This is a genomic window from Kovacikia sp. CALU 1929 (assembly GCF_056784235.1).
Map to the genome: position 1 here is coordinate 125392 of NZ_JBXBCF010000071.1, position 20224 is coordinate 145615.

At 49.0% G+C, this 20224-nt stretch carries 15 protein-coding genes; 10 read left to right on the plus strand and 5 right to left on the minus strand.

What is annotated here, in order from left to right:
• Positions 1 to 16: 16 nt before the first annotated feature.
• From AC1S52_RS17065 to AC1S52_RS17085, 5 genes are all read right to left on the minus strand, one after another.
• Complete coding sequence (locus tag AC1S52_RS17065) at positions 17 to 3094, minus strand: peptidase domain-containing ABC transporter (protein ID WP_482030236.1); 3078 nt, start codon at positions 3092 to 3094, stop codon at positions 17 to 19.
• Positions 3094 to 3867: a peptidylprolyl isomerase gene (locus AC1S52_RS17070; protein ID WP_482030237.1), complete on the minus strand. Its 774-nt coding sequence runs from the start codon at positions 3865 to 3867 to the stop codon at positions 3094 to 3096. Before AC1S52_RS17070 ends, AC1S52_RS17065 begins: the two co-directional genes overlap by 1 nt.
• Positions 3868 to 3870: 3 nt before the next feature.
• Positions 3871 to 4476 (minus strand): hypothetical protein, encoded by a 606-nt coding sequence (locus tag AC1S52_RS17075; protein ID WP_482030238.1) that lies wholly within the window; start codon positions 4474 to 4476, stop codon positions 3871 to 3873.
• Positions 4477 to 5160: 684 nt separating this feature from the next.
• Entirely contained in the window at positions 5161 to 6306 is a 1146-nt protein-coding gene (locus tag AC1S52_RS17080; protein WP_482030239.1) for a sensor histidine kinase, read from the minus strand.
• Between the two features lie 38 nt (positions 6307 to 6344).
• Positions 6345 to 7055 (minus strand): response regulator transcription factor, encoded by a 711-nt coding sequence (locus tag AC1S52_RS17085; RefSeq protein ID WP_482030240.1) that lies wholly within the window; start codon positions 7053 to 7055, stop codon positions 6345 to 6347.
• 383 nt (positions 7056 to 7438) lie between these two features.
• On the opposite strand from AC1S52_RS17085, the gene AC1S52_RS17090 reads away from it, so the two are divergent.
• The 10 genes from AC1S52_RS17090 to AC1S52_RS17135 all read left to right on the plus strand — a co-directional run bounded on the left by AC1S52_RS17090 (position 7439) and on the right by AC1S52_RS17135 (position 20217).
• Complete coding sequence (locus AC1S52_RS17090) at positions 7439 to 8167, plus strand: hypothetical protein (protein ID WP_482030241.1); 729 nt, start codon at positions 7439 to 7441, stop codon at positions 8165 to 8167.
• A gap of 72 nt (positions 8168 to 8239) precedes the next feature.
• Complete coding sequence (locus AC1S52_RS17095) at positions 8240 to 8647, plus strand: hypothetical protein (RefSeq protein WP_482030242.1); 408 nt, start codon at positions 8240 to 8242, stop codon at positions 8645 to 8647.
• The gene (locus AC1S52_RS17100; protein ID WP_482030243.1) at positions 8644 to 11469 is read left to right on the plus strand and encodes a hypothetical protein; all 2826 of its coding nucleotides are present in this window, start codon (positions 8644 to 8646) and stop codon (positions 11467 to 11469) included. The genes AC1S52_RS17095 and AC1S52_RS17100 overlap by 4 nt, the downstream gene beginning before the upstream one ends.
• Positions 11459 to 12517: a hypothetical protein gene (locus AC1S52_RS17105; protein ID WP_482030244.1), complete on the plus strand. Its 1059-nt coding sequence runs from the start codon at positions 11459 to 11461 to the stop codon at positions 12515 to 12517. Before AC1S52_RS17100 ends, AC1S52_RS17105 begins: the two co-directional genes overlap by 11 nt.
• 82 nt (positions 12518 to 12599) lie before the next feature.
• Positions 12600 to 13727 carry a hypothetical protein gene (locus tag AC1S52_RS17110; protein ID WP_482030245.1) on the plus strand — a complete coding sequence of 376 codons (1128 nt, stop codon included), beginning with the start codon at positions 12600 to 12602 and terminating at the stop codon, positions 13725 to 13727.
• Between the two features lie 33 nt (positions 13728 to 13760).
• Positions 13761 to 14519, plus strand: coding sequence for a hypothetical protein (locus tag AC1S52_RS17115; protein ID WP_482030246.1), 759 nt, complete (start codon positions 13761 to 13763; stop codon positions 14517 to 14519).
• Between the two features lie 39 nt (positions 14520 to 14558).
• A complete protein-coding gene (locus AC1S52_RS17120) occupies positions 14559 to 16274 on the plus strand; it encodes a TrbI/VirB10 family protein (RefSeq protein WP_482030247.1) in 1716 nt (571 codons plus the stop codon).
• The gene (locus tag AC1S52_RS17125) at positions 16271 to 17089 is read left to right on the plus strand and encodes a hypothetical protein (protein ID WP_482030248.1); all 819 of its coding nucleotides are present in this window, start codon (positions 16271 to 16273) and stop codon (positions 17087 to 17089) included. Before AC1S52_RS17120 ends, AC1S52_RS17125 begins: the two co-directional genes overlap by 4 nt.
• Before the next feature lie 4 nt (positions 17090 to 17093).
• Positions 17094 to 18395: a hypothetical protein gene (locus tag AC1S52_RS17130; protein WP_482030249.1), complete on the plus strand. Its 1302-nt coding sequence runs from the start codon at positions 17094 to 17096 to the stop codon at positions 18393 to 18395.
• 7 nt (positions 18396 to 18402) lie between these two features.
• Positions 18403 to 20217: a type IV secretory system conjugative DNA transfer family protein gene (locus AC1S52_RS17135; RefSeq protein ID WP_482030250.1), complete on the plus strand. Its 1815-nt coding sequence runs from the start codon at positions 18403 to 18405 to the stop codon at positions 20215 to 20217.
• Positions 20218 to 20224: the final 7 nt, after the last annotated feature.

Here is a 20224-nt window from a genome sequence, read left to right on the forward strand (position 1 = left end):
TCCTTTGACTACACAACTACACAGCTTCGGTTTTCTGCTGTTCCGACAAGCAAAAATAGCGCCCCTGTAATGCCATCAACTCCGTATGAGTGCCTTGCTCTACCACGCATCCCTGCTCCATCAGCACAATGCGGTCGGCATAACGAATGGTGTTTAATCGGTGCGTGATGAAGAAAACAGTGCGCCCCTTAAATCTCTTTGCCAAATTCAGACACACTCGCTGCTCTGTGTTGTAGTCCAGTGCAGACGTGGCTTCATCGAGAATTAGCAGTCGAGGATTTCGCAACACCATCCGGGCGATCGCAATCCGCTGCCGTTGCCCCCCAGAAAGCCCTGCTCCCCGTTCCCCAACCTGGGTGCTGTAGCCGTTGGGAAGTTTCATGATGAAGTCATGAGCATCCGCGACTCTAGCCGCTTCAACCACGTCCTCATCTGCAAACGTGTCAAACCGCGTGATATTGTCCCGGATGGTTCCTTCAAACAGAATTGAATCTTGCGGGACAATGCCAATCTGCTCTCGTAGAGAGAATAGGTCTACCTTGCTGATGTCATATCCATCAACGTAAATGCTGCCTGCATTCGGTAAGTACAGCCGAGGCAGGAGCTTAACCAGCGTACTTTTACCAGAGCCACTTTGACCCGCAACTCCAACAAATGAGCCAGCAGCAACGTCCAGGCTGACGTTGGATAATTGCAACTGCCCTGGTTTAAAGCCAAAGCTAATCGCTTCATATTGTACCCACCCTTCAACGAGTGGCAGCGCAACGTTGCCTTCATCCTCTGGCAGCACTTCGGTTGGCGCTTCTACAATATCCGCCAGTAGCTCCAACGAAAGGGCTGTTTCCTGGAACCGTTGCCATAGTCTTGACAGCCGTACCATTGGACCCACAACATATCCGGCAATAATGCGGAAGGCGATTAATCCCCCTAACGTCAACTCTCCCTTGAGAACTAACCCCGCGCCGATCCACAACACTAGCAGGCTACTTAAGGTGTTAATCAGGTTGCTTAAGGAACCGAATGAGGTATTAATCATCCCGGTCTTAAAACTGGTGCCTAAATATTGCAGGTATTGATCCCGCCAGGTCGCTTGTGCCAAGCCTTCCATGTTCTGAGACTTGATCGTAAAAATCCCACCCAGAACTTCGATTAAATAGGATTGAACTCTTGAATTTTGATCCGCTTTAACCCGAATTTGCTTATTCAAAATGGACGCAACCAATAAGGTGAGGACAATCACGATCGGAGCAAATGCCAACACACAAATCGTAAGCTGGACACTGTAAAGCATCATCACTCCAACGTAGAGGAGTGAAAACACAACATCCAGTACTGCTGTTAATGCTGTGCTGGTTAAAAATTGTCGAATATTTTCTAATTCTGATAGACGTGCGGATAGTTCACCCACTGGACGCTTCTCAAAGAAATTCAACGGTAAATTCAGTAAATGGCGAACGACAACCGTTCCCAACACTAAATCCACTCGATTGGTCGTACTCGAAAGTAGATAGGAGCGAAGTATTGTTAAAATCGCTTCTAAGGACGAAAATGCAACCATCAAAATCCCAAACATGGGAAGTGCCGCACCACTACTATTGATGATCACTTTGTCAATAATTTGTTGAACTAATAATGGATTGGCTAATCCTAAAAGCTGCACAAATACAGAGGCAATCAGAACCTGCATCAACACGCCACGATGCTGATTGAGAATTGGTGAAAACCAACTCACTCCAAACTGCTTGAGTGGTGTTCGTGCCTGTCGCTCGATGATTAATGCTTGGCTGACCGGAGTGCCAGATTCAATGCGATCGATCGCGATTTGGTCAGCAACATCTTCTGGTGAAAGTGTTGCAAAACCTGTCCGAGGCGATCCTACAACGATTACGTTATTGCGAGTCAGCTCATACAGAAGTGTCGGCACTCCATCTTGCATGATCAGAGCTGGAAACTGTAAGCGCTTTAAGCCAGCAGCGGTAGGCGCAAATTTGACAATCTGTGTTTTTAATCCCACTGCCTCTGCTACCCAGGCGCAAAATAGCAGACTGTCTCCAGTTACATTTTTCCGACGCTGAAGCCACTGCCGCAAAAGATCTGGGCGAAACGGCACTTTTAGCCGATCTGCCAGCATCCAGAAGCAGGCAACTAGGTCTTCAACTGGATCAAAGTCTCTGGAGTAATGAACTGGGTAGTTCTTCAGTAACTTCTTCGCTTCACCCCGATTTAGATCTTGCTCTAGTGCCTCTTGCGTTTCTATCAGGGCGATCGCTGACTGCGATTTCGACATCAATTCTGGCTCGATAGGGACTGGCACTCCATCCTCTTCTACTTCCATTGGAGTTGGGAGTGAGCCTTTGAGGACGACAGCCGCTAAGAAGTTTCGGTCAATGCCAATCAGTCGGAGTGGAAACGGTGATCCGTTTGGTGGGTGTAAATCAATGCGAACCGTGATGGGAGTTCCGATTTCTACTCGTTGCGTTTTTCCACTCACAAGCCACACTCGTTCAGAAGGGAGTCGCAGCGTTTGAGTTTCTGAGCGTACCGATTGCGGAGACCAGTGAATGACCAATGCCATCTGCTCCTGCTCGGTGTATCGAACGACCTCCTTAAGGTTAATCTCCAGTTTGGTGGGAAATAGCGATAGAAACCAGGACAACGTGTCATAGAGTTCCATCTGTGTCACCTGTTCAGTCAATGCCTCCTCTAAATGGGTGACGGCTAACCGCTCGAAATCATCGGCGGGTAATGCTAAGGTGAGCACTTCGTCTGTTCCGGCTGCCCGTACAGATCCATTCGCAACCCGCCGTAGGAGACTGTCCCACCCTACTACCGCGCCCTCTCCCTTTACCGATAGCGTGGGGCTTTTAGCTGCCGCAGAACCCAACAGCCGAATCTTCCCTTGAACCACACAATGGACGGCAGACGGCAATTCCCCTTCTCTGTGAATGACCTCTCCGGGACGGAACGTGCAAAGCGTTAGTTTAGAGGTAACTCGCTCTCTAATGTCTGCTGGTAATCGGCTAAATGGATAAACGCTAAAGAAATTGGGGACGAATGAGTCAAGCTGCGACTGTCGTGAATCGATCCCTGTCATCAGACTGCTCCTTTAGTTGTCGCACTGGGAAGGATGCCTTGAACCTGTACACCATTCGGCAGTGATTTAACCGATTGAATTTGTGATTGCAGCCACTCCATAAAGAGGTGCTCAGTTAATTCCGTTCGTACCGAGTCATTCAAACGAGCAAAAATAAACTGCTCAAGTCGGACAATCCAAAAGCTGTCTTGCACCTGAACCGGACCATAAACTTCTCCTGGTTGTCCACTCCGAAACAAGCTGGCAACTTCACCAGGGAGAGTTGAAAATCGAACCGGACCGACTAACCCTCCGGTGTCTTGTTCAAAATCCTGTGAGTACTGCTGTGCCAATACAGCAAAATCCGCGTCATCGTCACGAATTTGAAAATATAGTTCTTCTGCTAGCGCTAAGTCTGTGACTTTGATTCGTCGAAACCCTACCTGGTCTAGATCCTGCTTCCGCCGCAAAAACTCAGCTTCGATCCGATCTGCAAACAGTAGTTTTTTTAGCTTTCTGATTTGCAGGTCTCTCAGAACAACCGTCTTTACATACACCGGGGAAACGCCTTTGCTCTCACACCATTGAACTAAGAACTGATCGAATTCTTCTGGCATTTGAGCTGATCCAGTAAGAGCGCGAACAACCTCTTCCTGGGTCAGTCGAACTTGCGGGAGGACATCATCTAGAACCACATGCCCAATCAAAGATTCCAGCAACTTATATCGCACCAGAGACGATACAAGTTGTTCTCCCGTTAGCAGGTGATTTCCAATCTTTAAGCAGGCTTCCATATTTCAACTTTGAGCTTGAGGATTCGCAGCTTGCATGGAGTTGATTGCTTGCTTCAAGTCTTGAACTCTCTGGCTCCCTAACAAAGCAGGATCTTTAATGAGCAAAATTGTTGACAGGGCTGTTGTACAGCGGCGTTCTTGATGGAATTGTTCAGCCAGTTCTAAGATAGTTAAATTCTTGAACCAAGGCTTTCTCACCTGGGCATATTGCTGCTGCGCCGGAGTATTAGCAGGAATCGTTTCAGCCAAGTCGATCGCACCATTCAGATCCCCCTGCTCATATTTGTTCAAGGCTTGCTTGAAAACCTCCTCTGCCCACCGCTGTTTAACTTGCAGAAGCGTCTTAGCTTCCTCTGGATTAGCGGGTTGGATTTTGTCAATAGTAGCGATTGCGGCTGAGAAATTGCCTTGTTTCGCTAATTGTTGTGCCTCGTTAACCAAATCAACAGCGCTACTGGATGTTGGAGCGGGCGTTGGTTGAGCTTGAGCGACAGAAGGAGATGAAAATATACTAGCTGCCGCAGTTAGGGATGGATAAACCTTCCAAGCAGTGCCGATGATAAAGCTGACAACAGCAATAGCTAAGAAGGACACAATTCGCCTTTTCATACAAAACTCCGTGGAAAAATAAGTCAAGAATTTCTAGAGATACTTAAAAAAATATTCATGCCCCGGAGGACATGAATATTGCCCTGGGTAGCTTTCAGGGTGGGGAATTGAATTCGAGTCAGATAGACGAATTCAAACGGCTTTTCTATGAATTAGTTAAACGCAACATTGAGTTTGGTTAAATCACTCGCTGGGTAGAGATCTAATACTTTTAAGAATAGAATAAGGCGATTGTATTAATTATGTTGCCTCCCTTTAAAGATGAAAAAGCCAACCCTGGTGCGTGGTTGGCTAAACTTGCTTGGATTGGTAGATCCGAGCTAAGGGGGTGCGAGGAAAACGTTAAACGATAACTAGCACTAAGAGCGATTCTGACTTTGGAGAAGAGGGAACACGCGGACTGAAATACCCTTAACAAGGGCGCAGAAAATCTTGAGTTTCAGGTGGAGTACCAGACGAGATGAAATCAACGCTAAACTGAGACCGTTCTCTGTTGTGAACTAAGACTCTTCATACCAGTTGCTGAAACTCGATGCTTAGTAACCAGTCCATGCAAGCTTGCACCTCACACTTCAAGTGTTTATTAAACGAAATGTTGAGGCTAAAGAACTCTACCTTCAGATAGAGACACAAACACTTTTGAAAGAAACAAAACGGTTTGTGTTGTTTGTGGGATGCAAATAATCAGGCAGGCTCTGTTGTAGCAAGGGGCAGCGAAAAACGAAAAACGGTTCCTTTGTTTAGTTCACTCTCTACATTAATTTGCCCACCCTGGACTTCTACCAGGTGCTTTGTGATTGCCAGTCCAATCCCTGTTCCACTTGTATTTTGCCTTCGGGAAGACTCTGATCGCCAAAATCGATCAAACACACGAGGCAGGTCTTCTGGGGCAATTCCAACGCCAGTATCAGAGACTTCAACCCATATCCGTGTTACATCGTTCCAAGCCCGAACGATGATACGCCCTTGTTCCGTGTAATTCAGGGCATTGTTAATCAAGTTGATCAGAACCTGTCGAACGCGATCGGGATCTGCAAATATATCAGGCAGAATTGTCGAACAATCTAGCTCTAAGCGAATCCCCTTGCTGTTTCTGACCGATAAGGCTCGAACAACACTCTTCAACAGCGGATTTGGGTCAACCACCTGCAAATGTAATGGGAGATTGCCAGTCTCCACCTTAGAAAGGGTTTTCAAATCCTCCAACAGTCTTGCCATTCGTTCAGCTTCTTCATGGAGTTGCTGTCCGACTGATGGGGTAAGCGACATCTCTCCATGACTCATCAACTCCAAATACCCACGAATCACCGTTAGCGGGTTTCCCAATTCATGTGCCAGATCCCCAATAACTTCTCGGCGACGCTCTTCTACACCCTGCAAACGGCTCGCCGCACTGTTCAGGGTCAACCCTAATCTATGCAGTTCGGGGATATCGCTGGGAGGAATTCGTGCATTCAGATTACCACGATTGAACTGGCGGATCGCTCGCTCAATTCCTCGCAGTGGACGGTCAATCGTTTCCGTTAGGGTCCAGGTAATTAACCCAACGGTCACAAAACTAACCAACACAGCCAAGTGAGTTCCCCGGTTATTCACTTGCACAAATATTTCAAGCAGTCGGTTCGCGTCTTTCTTTTCTGACGCTGGCTTGGATGGGTTGGTTAGTACAGTATCGGAAACTTTCTCCTCAAACGTCTGGGCTTTGTAAATGTGGGCAATACTTGTCGCACTGACTAATGTGACAACCATCACAAGAAAATTTGTTAGGAGTAGTCGCAGACGCAGGCTGAGAGAGGTTCGTCCTTTAGGTAGAAGGTCTCTCGCACTCATGGCTAATAATGCTACTTCTTAATAGATTTTTCTGAGAATTAATCAGGGGCATCATCAAAACTATAACCAACTCTTAGATGAGTCTTGATGTAACGCTCTCGATTCTCCGAAGGACAGATTTTATCTCGCAATCGTTTAATGTAGCTGTCCATTGAACGTTCGTCCCCCACAAAATTTTCTCCTCTCACTGCATTTAACAATTGATTTCGGGTAAACACGACTCGTGGTCGAGATGCCATCTTAAACAGCAAATCAAATTCCACAGGTGACAAAGTGACTGTCTCCCGCTCCCCATCGGGTGCTTGTTGCACAAACACTTCTCGTCGCGCTGGATCGATGAGAAAATGTGGGGTTTCAAGGGGCCGGTGCTCTGGATGAGTTAACCGCCTTGGTCGCCTGAGCAGCGCCCGGACCCGTGCGATTAACTCCTGGGGGCTGAATGGTTTAGGAAGATAATCATCGGCTCCAGCAGTGTAACCCATGATGCGATCGCCCTCAGAGGTTTTAGCCGTCAGCATCATAATCAGTGGATCTTTTTTAGGACTTTTGCGAATTTGTTCGCAGACATCTAACCCATTCAGCTTGGGTAAATTTAGATCCAAAATCACCACATCAGGCTCTTTTTGAGCAAATAGGTTCAGCCCAGCCTCTCCGTCATGAGCGACTGAGCATGAATAGCCTTCGGCTTCCAAGCACCTGCGAATTAGCGACGCGATATTACGCTCGTCTTCCACTACCAAAATATCCATAACCTAAAACCTATGCGCGTTGATCAGGAAATCGCTATGTGTAGAAAAGCCGTTTTTCCTTCGCGCTCTTGACTCAATCCCCTCCACCAATTTTGACACCAGGCACAGAATTTATCTCTACCTTGATAATGACATTTTTACAAAAAGTCCAGCCTGTTTACAAAAAGTCCAGCCTGCTGATTTTGGATGCGCTCTCTACTTGTTTTAGTACGCAGCAGCGGGCATTTTGGATGCATAGTGCTTGTTTCGGGCAAACAAATTGCTCGTGCCATAGAAATCCTGAGCAGTGCCATATTCATGCCATATCGCCTATCTAATCTCAAAACTAGAACCCTCATTCACCCAGTCCTATGACCTGGTTTCCTAATCATTGAGAGAAAGATATGCCAACTACCACAACCTTTGCTCCTTCCCCTGATGAGACCGCTCCTGAGACAACTCGTCAAAAGCTGGAACTGGCACTGTCAATGCCCTTAGCTTCAGAAGAAGCTCCTCTTGTCATCTCGCAATCAGAGTCACACAAGAGCTTTGGCTTGCGATCGCTATTTGCTCGATTCTTCACTCGTGAATTTCGTGCCCGCTTGAAAAAGTCTGCACCCTGGCTGGTTGCAGGTGGAGTTTTGGGCTTAAACCTGATCCTACACGCTCCCATATTTGTGTTGGGTGCCACGATCGCAGCCCTGACGGTTCGAGTTGTCAAAGCCATCATTAAGAGCAATCCTCTATGCCAACGCATTTGGCAATCCCTGTTGGAAAAAGCTGGCATCCCTGAACACAAACTGCCCTGGCTTTCCGTCTGCTTTGGTTCTGGTGCTTGGTTGGGTGTAGCATTTCCGTCCCACGCCTTATTCTTCCAAGCCGCTGAGGAGTATGTGCAGACCATCTTCGCAGGGGCAAATACGGGGGGTGGAGCGGCGGGGGTTGATGGACTCATCCCTTTGCTGTTTGGTACTCTGCGAGTCATCTTTGTCCTCTATATCGGAATTGCGTTGGTTCGTGTGATCAACGCCTTTAGGAATGACGAAGACTGGCAAACAGCCGCCAGAATTCCATTGATCACAGTTCTGTGCATTGTGATTGGAGATGCCCTCTCCACCTTGATCGTGACGTAAGGGGTGTTTGCTGCTTCTCAACGAAGGAAATTCTATTTTGTCCTCAGTTCCCAACGATTTTTGCCCTTTACTATGCCTACCGAACACGACTACAACTCCGACGAATTCATTCCTGTTAACCAGGTGCTCAACTCAAAGCCTCAACTCGGTCCTATTCCTGGAGAACAGGTAATTCCGTGGGTTGTGATTGCGATCATTTCCTACTTTCTTTGCCAGGGCGTTTTTGGACTTGGTTGGCTACCCACGTTGCTTGTCGTTATCTGGGGGTGTGCCAGTTGGTGGATGTTAACCGGGAATGAGGGTTGGCGGTTCTTGAGCAAGTTTCATGGGGTTCCAACCTGGAAGCAAGGAGGACTCGTTCAATATGAAAGCTTGCTCGATCAGCCGTCTTTCTTACACAAAGGTAAACGCGCTGCAACTTGTTCCAGCAAGAACAGTAAGAAGAGGAAGACTCAGGTGCAACGGAGGATATCGAGATGAAGCCCAAATTAGGCAAGCAGCGTGTCACAGTTCTTGAGCGCAACAAAAAGCAGACGGTTACGCAAACCGCGTTTGAAGACTTCAATCATCTGGAAGGTTTTGCCCAGATCAATTTGAAGGGGCGTAGTGTGGGTGCAGCGCTGCTTCAGAAGGGCAAAAACCGATTTTGCTTTGTGTTTGGATTCAAGGCATCTGGAATCCACGACACGCTCAAGCCGGATCAGGTTCAACCTACTTTAAGGGGGTTTGAATCTGCTTTGAAGGAAGTGCCCAATGGAGAACGGTTGACTGTTCACCTTAGCTCTTTTACCTCTGATAGCGATCGCCAAGCAGAACTAGATCGATTGCTGGGTAGAGCACCCTCATCCGAGCTGCGTCTGCTGTTGATGAGTGAAAAAGCGAGAGCACAAGAATTAAAAAACTCCGGCACTCGCAAGCCCAAGTCTCTCTATCTCTATGCCACCTACACCATCGAACCTAACCAGAAGGTGACAAATGATGCTGACTGGATTGAAAAAGCTCTAGCAAAAGGAGTTGAGGTTTGGGAATTATTCAAAGGCAATGGCGATCGCGTCGTGCAAGAGCGATTTGAAACAATGCTCCATCGTGCTTTTAGTGAAGGCTATTTGCGCTGGGAGCATTTGCTCAATATCAAGATGGGTTTGGATATCAAGCCCATGAGTGTCCAAGATATTTGGACGCAAGTGTGGCATCGGTTTAATTGGAATCCTGCCCCTCCGGTTCCACAGCATATTGTGATGTCTGAGCGAGGCATTAAAGAAGTCGTCCAGAACGATGTTCATGCTGTCAGTGCCCTGATTCAAGGGGAATACGGGTACTCCAATGTCCCGGAAGCGGATCGCCGTTGGCTCAAGGTCAAAGGCAAGTATGTTGGTGCCCTAACCTTCAACGCTAAACCCGGTGGTTTTTCCAATATGCGTGAGCAGTTGCGGTATCTGTGGAATGTCCTCTGCCGTCCCCATGTCGTTGATACTGAAATTTTCTGCCAAATCACCAGCCGCAACTCTGCGTTGGTGAAAACCAATGTGCAACGTATTCTCAAACAAAGTAATGTGGCAGCACAATTGGCGGAGCAAAGCCGCAGTATTGACGTAGCAGCACAGGTGAAAGTGCGTCGTTCGGTGGCAGCACAAGAAAAGCTCTATGAAGGGGCTGTTCCGATCAATATTGCGACCGTTTTTCTGGTTTATCGCAACAACCCGGATCAATTAGATGAGGCATGTGCCGCCTTATCCGATTGTTTCTTGCTGCCTGCCAAAGTGATTCGTGAAACTGAAATTGCATGGCGCGTTTGGCTGCAAACGCTGCCGATCTCCTGGGAGCGATTGCTGAGTACGCCATTCAAACGGCAGCTCACATACCTAACCAGTGAAGCACCGGGGCTGATTCCTCTGACCCTGACCAATCCAGGCGATTCTAGAGGGTTTGAGCTAATTGCCGATGACGGTGGTACTCCCGTCCGAATTGACTTCATTGAGGAACACCGAAATATTGCGGTGTTTGGCACGACCCGTTCCGGGAAATCAGTTCTGGTATCGGGTGCAATGTCACAGTTCCTCGCCGAAGGCTACCCGATCGTCTGTCTGGATTATCCCAAACCGGACGGCACCTCAACCTTTACTGACTACGCTGAATTCCTTAAACCCAGAGCTGCGTATTTCGACATTGGGCGTGAGTCCAACAATCTATTTGAGATGCCAGATCTACGGCATTTGAACTTAGATGAAGAAAAGCTGCGTGAACGGTTTGAGGAATATCGCTCCTTCCTGGAAGGCGCACTGGTCACGATGGTCTTGCCCACAACTCAGCAAGACCCGCTACTAGAAAATACAGTACGAGCGCTGATCGGTCGGGCATTGGGCAACTTCTTCAAAGACCCCGACATTCGCAGGCGGTATGACGAGGCTCAAGTAAGTGGATTCGGCTCAGTGGCTTGGAATGATACTCCAACCCTGGCTGATTTCATGCAGTTCTGCTCTCTAGAGAAATTAGGGGTAGAAGATGAAATTGGCGTTGTTCGCAGTGCTCATTCACAAATTCAACTTCAGTTGGAATACTGGTTAGGGTCTCGTGTCGGACGTGCTATCAGCCGTCCGTCTTCATTTCCAACCGATGCTCAACTGCTGGTTTTTGCACTGCGAAATATCTCCAATGAAAATGAGGCGGCTGTACTTTCATTGAGTGCCTATTCAGCCGCACTTAGACGAGCGTTGGAAAGTCCAAAGTCAATCTTTTTTATTGACGAGTCTCCCATTCTATTTGCGTTTTCAACGATCGCGCGCTTAATCGGACGACTGTGTGCCAATGGTGCAAAGGCTGGGATTCGCACGTTTCTATCTGCACAAGATCCTGGCACGATCGTCAACTCTGTTGCTGGGTCGCAAATCATGGAAAACATGAACACACGACTCGTGGGACGGATTCAACCGATCGCGGTTGAATCATTCGTTAAAAACCTCTCTTACGAACGCTCAATCATTGCTCGAAATGCTGGAGAGTTCTTCTTTCCGAAACGCTCAGAACTTTACTCCAACTGGTTGTTAGACATTAACGGCACCTATACCTACTGCCGTTATTATCCCAGTCCAATACAAATTGCAGCGGTCGCTAACAACCCGGATGAGCAACTTGCTAGAACCCGTGTCCTGGCACAGTATCCTGGCGATCATCTACTGGGAATGGCAAAGTTTGCCGAGCAGTATGTAAAAGCGATTCGCTCTGGTTCCAGCCTCAGTGAGATTGGGGCATCTCCAACACCGACTCATTCTCATTCAAGGAATATCCTCTCCCATGTCGCTTAAAACTTCTCTAAAAAGCACAACCTCAACTCTGAAAACGGTACAACCAAAACGGGCTACGCAATCCCAGTTCAAACTATGGGCTTGGACATTAATGCTGATTGTAGCGGGGATAGGAATTGTTCCCATTGCCAAAGCCGCTCCCTTAGATGAGCTGACAAGCACATTGCAGCAAACAGTTACAGATGTCACTCAGAAGGCACTAAATCCGATCGGTCAGATTCAACAACAAATCGGTGATACCGTGGGCGGACTCACTCGCCCACTTGAAAATCTTGGGAATCTCGGAAATGTTTTTGGTAGTGGAGGCAACCCGATCGCAAACCTCTTAAATCCATTCACTCAGCAGATTTCACAATACTTCCAGGTATTCAACGACTTCATTAACCGCAGCATGTCCAATATTTTTGGCGATGTGTTGGGTGGCATTTTTGGTAATGGTACAAATTCTGCTAACGGTACTGGAGACAACGGAGACAGCAATCCTACAGGAGCATTGGGACTTCCTGATTTTGAAGCTCTGCATCAACAGATTGAGCAGCAGGCAGGTGGTGACGCAGCGAACGGGGCAGCGAATGCTCAAATGCAGAAAGTAGACCAGTTTAACCTCAACCCCTTAGTGTTGGCGCAATCCGTCAAGTCTGAAACGGATCGAACAATGAACCGAGGAATGGCATCGAGTGTGGTTGGCAAAGCAGGTCAAAACGCAATGGTGCAGGAATTACAGGGTGCGGGACAAACGCTCCAAACCATTCAGAGCAAGGCACAAGAAGCCCAAGGGAAAGATGTTACGCAAGATGTGATGAAAGACCTGGTGACATTACAAGCGGGACAATCTGCTCTGCAAGGAGGGGCTTACACCAACCTGATGCTCCTGCGTCAACAAACGGCGGCAAACAGTCTTGTGATGTCTAACATCTCTGACGCGGTTGACGAAACAAATCGAATGCAGCACTCAGAAAAAATTGCGGGAGCCGTTAGCCTGATTCAGGCTTCTGGAAACGTTTACATGCCTGGAGCCACAGGTAATCAAGCAGGTGGTAATCCATAGCTAGACAAACGCAGATCAGTGTCATACGACAGTCAGATTGCCTAATTACTGTAAAAATATCGACTGATAAAGACCTCGACTCATGTTGAATCTTCTCTCTTCTCCCTTGCTTGGCGCGCTTGGCGCTGGAGACATTCTTCAACGCGGCATTGATACCACGCAGGGAATTGCCCAAGCCTGGAATAATCACTGGCTCAATATCTTTCAAAGTCAGCTATATGCCACGATCGTTGGAATTGCTGGGCTATTTGCGGCGGGTTCGCTAGTCTTTTTCATGCTTCAATTCATTCGCCGTATGGTTCATGAAGAAGACTATCACTCAGCCCTACAAAGCCTGCTGATTCCGCTTGTCATCGTTGTTCTATTAGCGAACAATGGCAATCTGCTAGGAAAAATCACCTTCAGTTTGCGAGGAGTCATTCATAACGTCTCAGAGCAGGTCTTATCAACCACCCTCCTGGAGGTCAAACTCCAGGATGCGATCCAAGCTTCTGTGGATAAAGGGGCGGTGTCGAGCCAGATTGGAGCATTGTTGAGCCAATGTCAAGGGATGGTTGGGGAGCGGCAGGTTGAGTGTATGAAAAACGCTAACCAGCAAGCCCAGCAAGTTATTCAGGATTATCAGTCGAAGCATCCTGTTGGAAACGCCTTTGCTGATTTGGGTAATTTGCTGTCTCAAACTCCAAACCTGCGTGCTGCTCAAGGTGCTGGTGAAGCTTTTGAAGGTGGTCTTGATCAAGGTCTTTTGTTTGGTGGAGCCAGTTATGCGGCTGGTTTTCTGGGTGCTATCTCTCAGTCTCTTGTACAGGTGGTTTTATTGGCATTTCAATGGGCGTTCGCCAATATTCTTGAAATTGCCATGCTGCTTACCGGGTTAATGGGACCGATCGCGGTAGCAGGCGCGTTCTTATATGATGGCAAATCAATGTGGGCGTGGTTAACTGGGTTCTTTTCCTTGGGAATGGCGCAGGTTTGCTACAACATCATCGTGGGAGTCGCAGCAGTGGTAGTCGTCAATGCCGAAGTGACGGACACAATGGGCTTTCTGGTGATTATTGCTCTGCTTGCACCCGCGCTGGCTCTGGCATTAGCAGCCGGAGGCGGAATGGCTGTTTTCCATGTAATTAACAGTGGCGCAGTTGGAATGCTGTCAACCGTTGCTGCCAATGTCCCTGGACTCAAGAATTTCCGTGGCATTCTCGCTCGGTAGTCCATCACCCACCCATTTGAGGCTTAGGTCACCATGCAGTTAATCAGTAAGAAACGGCGATTTGATTCATCAGACATTCTCCCGATGTTCGCGCTTGGCACATTGGGACTTCAAATTTTGATTTTGTTCCTATCTCTTGCTATTGCCACCGGAACCTGGGTAGTGGCTCGAAAGCCCGCTCCTTCAATGGTGCAACTTGACAATGGGCGATCGATTGCGATGGAACCAGTCGATCACTTTTCTCGGATGCCAGTCACCGTTCATCAGTTTGTCAAAAATGGGTTAGGACTGCTATTCACCTGGAATACAAAGCTTGCTTCTAAAGATGGGGTAGGAGCGACAGGTCAAGCAAGTCGAGGGTCGTTAAGTGATCCAGGAGTCCAGGTGGGCAGAGGTCGAATTACAACCGGAACCTGGCAAGCCTCGTTCATGTTAGCTGAGGATTTTCGCAATCCTTTCCTGCAAGAGGTTGCCAAAATGACCCCGAACGGTGTGTTCAGCAATGCGGCTCAAAGCGTCTTGAGCTTTGAATCGGTCTCAGATCCAAAGCCAGTTAAACCGGGAATATGGCAAGTCGATGTGGTCGCCAACCTACTGATTTTCGATGGTGCAAATCCGCAAGGGCGTGTCATTCCATTCAACAAATCTGTCTTTGTGCAAGCCGTTGAACCGACCAGTGACCCTCTACCAGAAAACTCCACTCCAATTCAACAAGCCGTCTATCAAGCGCAGCAAAGCGGATTACGCATTACCGAAATGCGTGATCTGGAGATTCAGCAGCTTACCCGTTAGACCTCGCTACCAACCTCGCAACGATTAGACCTCGATATCATGCATCCCTCTTCCCAATCCTCCAATCCTCAACAATCCCTATCCTCAGAGTGGGATGATCTGGCGGCGATGACGGGCTTCGTCTCAGAACCCCCTCCCGGCAAGCCTGCTCCACCTTCAACGGCACCTTCAATGGCAACTGCCGTTCTTGAACGAGAGTCTGCTACTGATCAGCCAGAATTTCTAGAGGAACCCATTGACCCAGAAGTATTCGATCCAGAGGCTTCAGAGGAAGAGTTACTGCTTGACCCCGAAGATCTGGAAGGGGAAGAGGCGTATTCCACCGCTAAAACAAAAACTCCAATCTGGAGTGATCCATTTGCCAAAGCTGGACTTGTCTCAGTTCTGATGGCAGGTGCGGTTGGCACGGTGGGTTTGTTCCTTTTGAGTGTGAATAGCTGGGATGACAAAGCTGCCACGAAACCGCCTCCGCCATCCCCTGAGCCGACACCGACCGCTGATCCATCAGCACAGGAAATCGGCAGACTCAAGACTGAAACCGCTCTAAGAACCCAAACGCAAACGATCGCGCAAACCAAACAGAATACTACTCCACGTCTTCCCAGCAAGCCAAACACCCAGAAAAGTCCGCTTAAGTCGGCTTCGTCGAAGCCGACATCTTCCACACCGGTTCGTACTCCCGCCCCTGTTGCAGTCGCTCCACCTGTCCGCAGCTATACCCCAGTTGTCAGCCCGCCCCCGATTGCACGCCCTGCGCCTTTGGCAGATAAACCGCTTAACTCAGTTCCAGAAAACAAAGAGCCGAACCAGGCATGGCAAGATGCGGTGGCAGTCGGTAGCTTTGGTCGAGGGAACGATGGGGGAGACACTGTCTCTGCTGCTGAACCTGCAATGGACTCGCCTGGTTCACCCTCTTCCCTGGGCACACCTCCCTCTACACCATCAGCAGTAACAGCCGATTATTCCTCTGCCGTGCCCTCGTCTTCGACTGCTGCGGCTATAGCACAATCTAAGTCTTTGAACAGCGGTGATACTCGTCATCAGGAATTGGGTAGTCCGCAGCGGTACGACGCTGATATGAATGCGATCCTGACGGGTGAACCAAGTCAGGTATCCCAATTGATGCCTGGGTCTACGGCAACCGCTACGCTCAACACCCCGATTGTGTGGGCAGAAGATATCCAGCAAAAGCAAGCGCAGCAATTCACGGTTCAACTCGATGAACCCTTGCTTGGATCAGATGGCTCAGTCGCGCTTCCGGCTGGGACAGAGTTGGTTGCTCAAGTGGATGCGGTGTCTGACAGCGGCATGGTTCAACTTTCTGTGATCGCCGTTGTCACCCCATCTGCCGCAGGCTCTCAAACCATGCAGGTGCCACCAGGCTCATTGACAATTACAGGCGAAGGTGGAAATCCAGTGATGGCAGACAACATCAACAGAGAGAGGGGCAGATTTGGTAAAGACCTGATGGTGGCACTTACGGGCGCATTGGGTCAGACTGGCAAACTGTTAAATCGCCCTCAAAGCGAGAGTGTAACCTCATCTCCTTCCCTATCGTCCTCCAACATCAAGAACGGTAAGACTGACATTGGCGGTGCGTTGCTTGAAGGAGCGTTTGGGGCAGTGCAGAAGCAAATGACCGATCGCAATCAACGGTTAGCAGAGAGCAACCGCAATCGAGCAAAAGTTTGGCGGGTTCCTGCCGGAAAGCAGCTTCAAGTACAAACCAATTCCATGTTTGAGGTGACGCGATGAAAAAGCATCTGCTTTCTTTAACAATGATTCCGCTGTTAGTCGGTGTTGTGCTCAGTTCTATCACTCCGGCGATCGCCGCGCCGATCTTGCGGCAAGTCTCTCAATCTCAGGCACAGGGGCTAAAGGGTAATGGCGCATCTGTTACCGTTTGGCAGGGATCTGGCACTAATATCGATTTCACCCGAACGGGTGAGACGATTTTAAGAGCGTGGCTCGACGACCCCAGCAAGATCGCAGTTGATTTTGATGGTTCGTTAGGAAAGCGTTCTGGAGCCAGTATTGTCCACTTAAAGCGTGTTACGAGCATCCAGTTTCCCAATATTCCCCGAACAGAATCGACGCTGTTGACGGTCATTACTCAATCGCAATACGGCAGAAAAACGTACTTATTCCAGATTGGTTACGGTTCTGGCAAGCCCCAATATGCCTCCATTGCGGTCACACCCGATCATCAAAACCTGGCTGATGGGGGTGGAGTGGTTGTGGCTGGCAATCGTACCGCCAACTGGAACGATGTTGAGCGCGGACTGCAACGGGCACTGAGCCAGCGGTTAATTTCCTCATCTAGCCCGGTGGTAAAGCGGGTACGGGCGTTCTTGGCTCAAGTCCGAAACGGGATGCCAATGCAGCAGGCTGCTCAGCGATCTCAACTATCACTAGCCGTTGTGTCCAAACTGGCTGAAATGGGGTACTCAACAACAACTCCTGCGACACTCCCAAATCCCTCATCCCCTTCTTCCTCTTCTCCTGTCTCCCCCTCGTCTGTAACGCCTGCTTCAGGCTTGCAATCAACCCCAACACCTGGAGGCGTGTAACACTATGTCTTCTCGTCGTGTGATTCCCATTGTTCTTGCTGCTGTCTGCTGGGGGCTTACATCACTTCCGACAAAAGCCGTCAGTATTCCGACCGTAACGGTTCAACAAGGCGAACGATCCGCTACTGCCCCAAACTGGGATGCCCTGACGTTTACTAAATTACCCAAGCTTCAAACATCGGGAGCGGTTGGGTTTCGCTCTTGGCAAACAGGTCAACCATTGGATCAAGTCCTCACCTTGGGTGATTTTGAACGGAGCTTCCGCCTGCAAGACATGAACTTATTTGCGATCGCGGTTGGTACTCAAGTTTCACCTGAAGCGGTCAAATTAAGCCAATTCAAGCTGTTTGAGCGTCAAACGTTAGCCGATTTAGCTGGGGCAATTCCAGAGTTGGGTACTCAACCGATCTCTAAGGTGCCGTTACTCAAAGCTCGGCTCAGTGTCGTCTTTCCACGTCCCAACCTGGCTCGCACACTCAATGAAATCATTACCAACGATTCGCAACTAGGAACCGTTAACTTTATCAACTTTGATTTATCGCGCTATACGCTCAAAGATGTTCCAGGATTATTGTCTGTACCATTGCAACGATTTCAGTTCTGGCAGACTGCTCGAATTAGTGACGTTCCTGGGCTAAAAGAATTGCCGTGGAGCTTCTTTCCGGTTCCGCCTCAATCCAGTGGCTCTGTTGGCATCATGAAGCTGACTGCCAAGTCGGGTGCCAACAGCCTATCGGGAAGTGATATTGCTGGGTACAGCGTGCCTTGTGACACCGTTACCTGCTCTGGAATTCAGTTATCTGGTGATCAAGCCATTCATCAAAAAGTTTGGCTGACAGGTCGGCAACTAGTTCAAGGTGGACAGGGGGAAGGTGCTCAGTTGAGTAATGGGCTTGAACCAACTGGGCGTAATATCTTCAATAATGCTTTTAAGGTCGTGCTAACAGAAGCGAGTCAGCAAAGCATCAAGACAGCTTTGTATTTTCGTGCTTGTCAACCGTTCTCATCAATCGAACCCAATTGTTCCCCATTCGTGATTGGACCTGTTCCCTTCATCAGCTATCGCCCTAGGGATGGCATTGTCGCAGGTGACATCGAGAATGACACCGAAATGGCTGAGGTCAAACAGGCGCGCAGCTTTGCCGTTACTGCAAGGGTTGCCCAACCACTTAAACGCGAAACGCCGCAAGAACCTGTTCCAATCATTAAGCCAGACCCACGCGAAACGCTCCAAGAAAAGTTACTAGCGCTTACAGAAGGCTTATGGCAGTGGCTTAAAACGGTATTCCCTGATCTCACCGCTTGAGGTTGAAATGCAACCTTCTCCCTTGATGCAATCTCAAACAATCGCTGTCCGTACCAGTGAGCCAAATACGTTTGTCCAGAGTGGCTCTCAGTATGGAGGTGGAATCCTCCAGTCCCTTAAAGGGGGCAATGGTCTCATGCTGTTGATTGTGGCGATTGGTTGGATTGCCCTCGCCTGGTTAGGGAAAGGTCGGAAGCATGGCAACAAAATCGCCACTGGCTACCTGGCAGGCGATCGCGAAAAACGAACTGCTCGTAAACGTGCTCTAGAACAACTGGAAAAGCGCAAGCACAATGCGGTGACACTCTATGCCGGACTGTTTAAGCGCAATGACAAAGGGAAGCCTGTTGCCGGAAAGAGAACACTTTGGATTCCGGATGCAAACCGGGGGATTGCCGTGTGCGGTGGACCTGGATCAGGGAAAACCTTCTCACTGATTAATCCGGCAATTCGCTCTGCGATTAAAGAGGGCATTCCTCTTTGCATCTACGATTTCAAATATCCAGAGCAGGCAGAATTGCTTGTGCCGTTTGCAGCAAAGCACGGGTACGATGTCAAAGTGTTTGCTCCAGGGTTTGAAGAGTCTGAAGTTTGCAATCCCTTAGACTTCCTCCATAGTCCCGATGACGCACTAATGGCTCGGCAAATTGCAACGGTGATGAACCGAAACTTTGCACTCTCTGCCAATGCTTCAGAGGACAAGTTCTTTGCGGATGCTGGAGACCAATTGACCCAGGCAATGCTGATGCTGGCAAAGGGATTACCAGCGCCCGACATTTTGACGGCTTCCACCATTTTGAGCTTGTCGAAATTGCCAGAACGCATTCAAGCGGCGTGGGAACGCAGCGAATCAGGCAGTGGGTATCACATCAGCCAGTGGGTTTATCTGGCGTTCTCACAGCTTTTGCAATTAGCAAGCAGCGAAAAAACGGTATCAGGGGTTGTTGGCACCGCCAGCAAAGTCTTTAGCCGTTTCCTTAGCCCGGAACTGGTGGGTGCGTTTTGTGGACCCACCACACTGCCATTAGACCTGGAAGGCAAACGCATGATTGTGTTAGGTCTCGATCGCCAGCGCCGGGATGCGGTTGCTCCACTGGTGGCTACGATTTTGCACATGCTGGTGGCTCGTAATGCTCGCAGTGGTCGCAAAGATCCGTTTCTGGTAGCCGTTGACGAGCTGCCCACCGTCTACCTGCCAACCCTGACTCAGTGGCTCAACGAGAATCGTTCCTTGGGGCAAGTCACGCTGATTGGCTATCAGAACTTGAACCAGTTAGAGAAAGCCTACTCGCGTGAGATCAGCCGTGCCATTTTGGGTGGTTGTGCCACAAAAGCCATTTTTAACCCACAAGAGAGCGAAAGTGCTCGGATGTTTAGCGACTACATCGGTGAAGAAGAACTCACCACTCGCCAAAAAAGCCGCAGTACAGGCAAAGGTGGGGGCAGTACCAGTACGGGAGAGCACTTGCATAAACGCGCCATTGTCGAGTCTGCACAATTCAATAAGTTTGTGGCTGGGAAATGTGTGTTCATTAATCCCGCCTATGCCACCAGGGATGAAGGCTCCATTCCAATGATCACGAGAATCACGTTACCCAAAGAGGATATTGAGGCGGATGAGTGGAGCCGCAGTAAATGGGAAAAAGTGCGGCAACGATTAATCGAACGGTCTCAACAAGAGTTCTTTTCTGAGGAACATAGCCGAGAACAAATTGCCAAGCGAATGGCGATCGCCCAAGAGTATTTCCCAGCACCAGAAGAGAAACCTGCTAAAGGAGGAACCCGTTCTCAAGAGGACGGAAAAGTCAAAGTCACGTTTTAGGGAGACC

Bases quoted from the DNA above. Each gene is read 5' to 3' on its own strand.
- AC1S52_RS17065 (WP_482030236.1), bottom strand. From the start codon at position 3,094: ATGACAGGGATCGATTCACGACAGTCGCAGCTTGACTCATTCGTCCCC.
- AC1S52_RS17070 (WP_482030237.1), bottom strand. From the start codon at position 3,867: ATGGAAGCCTGCTTAAAGATTGGAAATCACCTGCTAACGGGAGAACAA.
- AC1S52_RS17075 (WP_482030238.1), bottom strand. From the start codon at position 4,476: ATGAAAAGGCGAATTGTGTCCTTCTTAGCTATTGCTGTTGTCAGCTTT.
- AC1S52_RS17080 (WP_482030239.1), bottom strand. From the start codon at position 6,306: ATGAGTGCGAGAGACCTTCTACCTAAAGGACGAACCTCTCTCAGCCTG.
- AC1S52_RS17085 (WP_482030240.1), bottom strand. From the start codon at position 7,055: ATGGATATTTTGGTAGTGGAAGACGAGCGTAATATCGCGTCGCTAATT.
- AC1S52_RS17090 (WP_482030241.1), top strand. From the start codon at position 7,439: ATGCCAACTACCACAACCTTTGCTCCTTCCCCTGATGAGACCGCTCCT.
- AC1S52_RS17095 (WP_482030242.1), top strand. From the start codon at position 8,240: ATGCCTACCGAACACGACTACAACTCCGACGAATTCATTCCTGTTAAC.
- AC1S52_RS17100 (WP_482030243.1), top strand. From the start codon at position 8,644: ATGAAGCCCAAATTAGGCAAGCAGCGTGTCACAGTTCTTGAGCGCAAC.
- AC1S52_RS17105 (WP_482030244.1), top strand. From the start codon at position 11,459: ATGTCGCTTAAAACTTCTCTAAAAAGCACAACCTCAACTCTGAAAACG.
- AC1S52_RS17110 (WP_482030245.1), top strand. From the start codon at position 12,600: ATGTTGAATCTTCTCTCTTCTCCCTTGCTTGGCGCGCTTGGCGCTGGA.
- AC1S52_RS17115 (WP_482030246.1), top strand. From the start codon at position 13,761: ATGCAGTTAATCAGTAAGAAACGGCGATTTGATTCATCAGACATTCTC.
- AC1S52_RS17120 (WP_482030247.1), top strand. From the start codon at position 14,559: ATGCATCCCTCTTCCCAATCCTCCAATCCTCAACAATCCCTATCCTCA.
- AC1S52_RS17125 (WP_482030248.1), top strand. From the start codon at position 16,271: ATGAAAAAGCATCTGCTTTCTTTAACAATGATTCCGCTGTTAGTCGGT.
- AC1S52_RS17130 (WP_482030249.1), top strand. From the start codon at position 17,094: ATGTCTTCTCGTCGTGTGATTCCCATTGTTCTTGCTGCTGTCTGCTGG.
- AC1S52_RS17135 (WP_482030250.1), top strand. From the start codon at position 18,403: ATGCAACCTTCTCCCTTGATGCAATCTCAAACAATCGCTGTCCGTACC.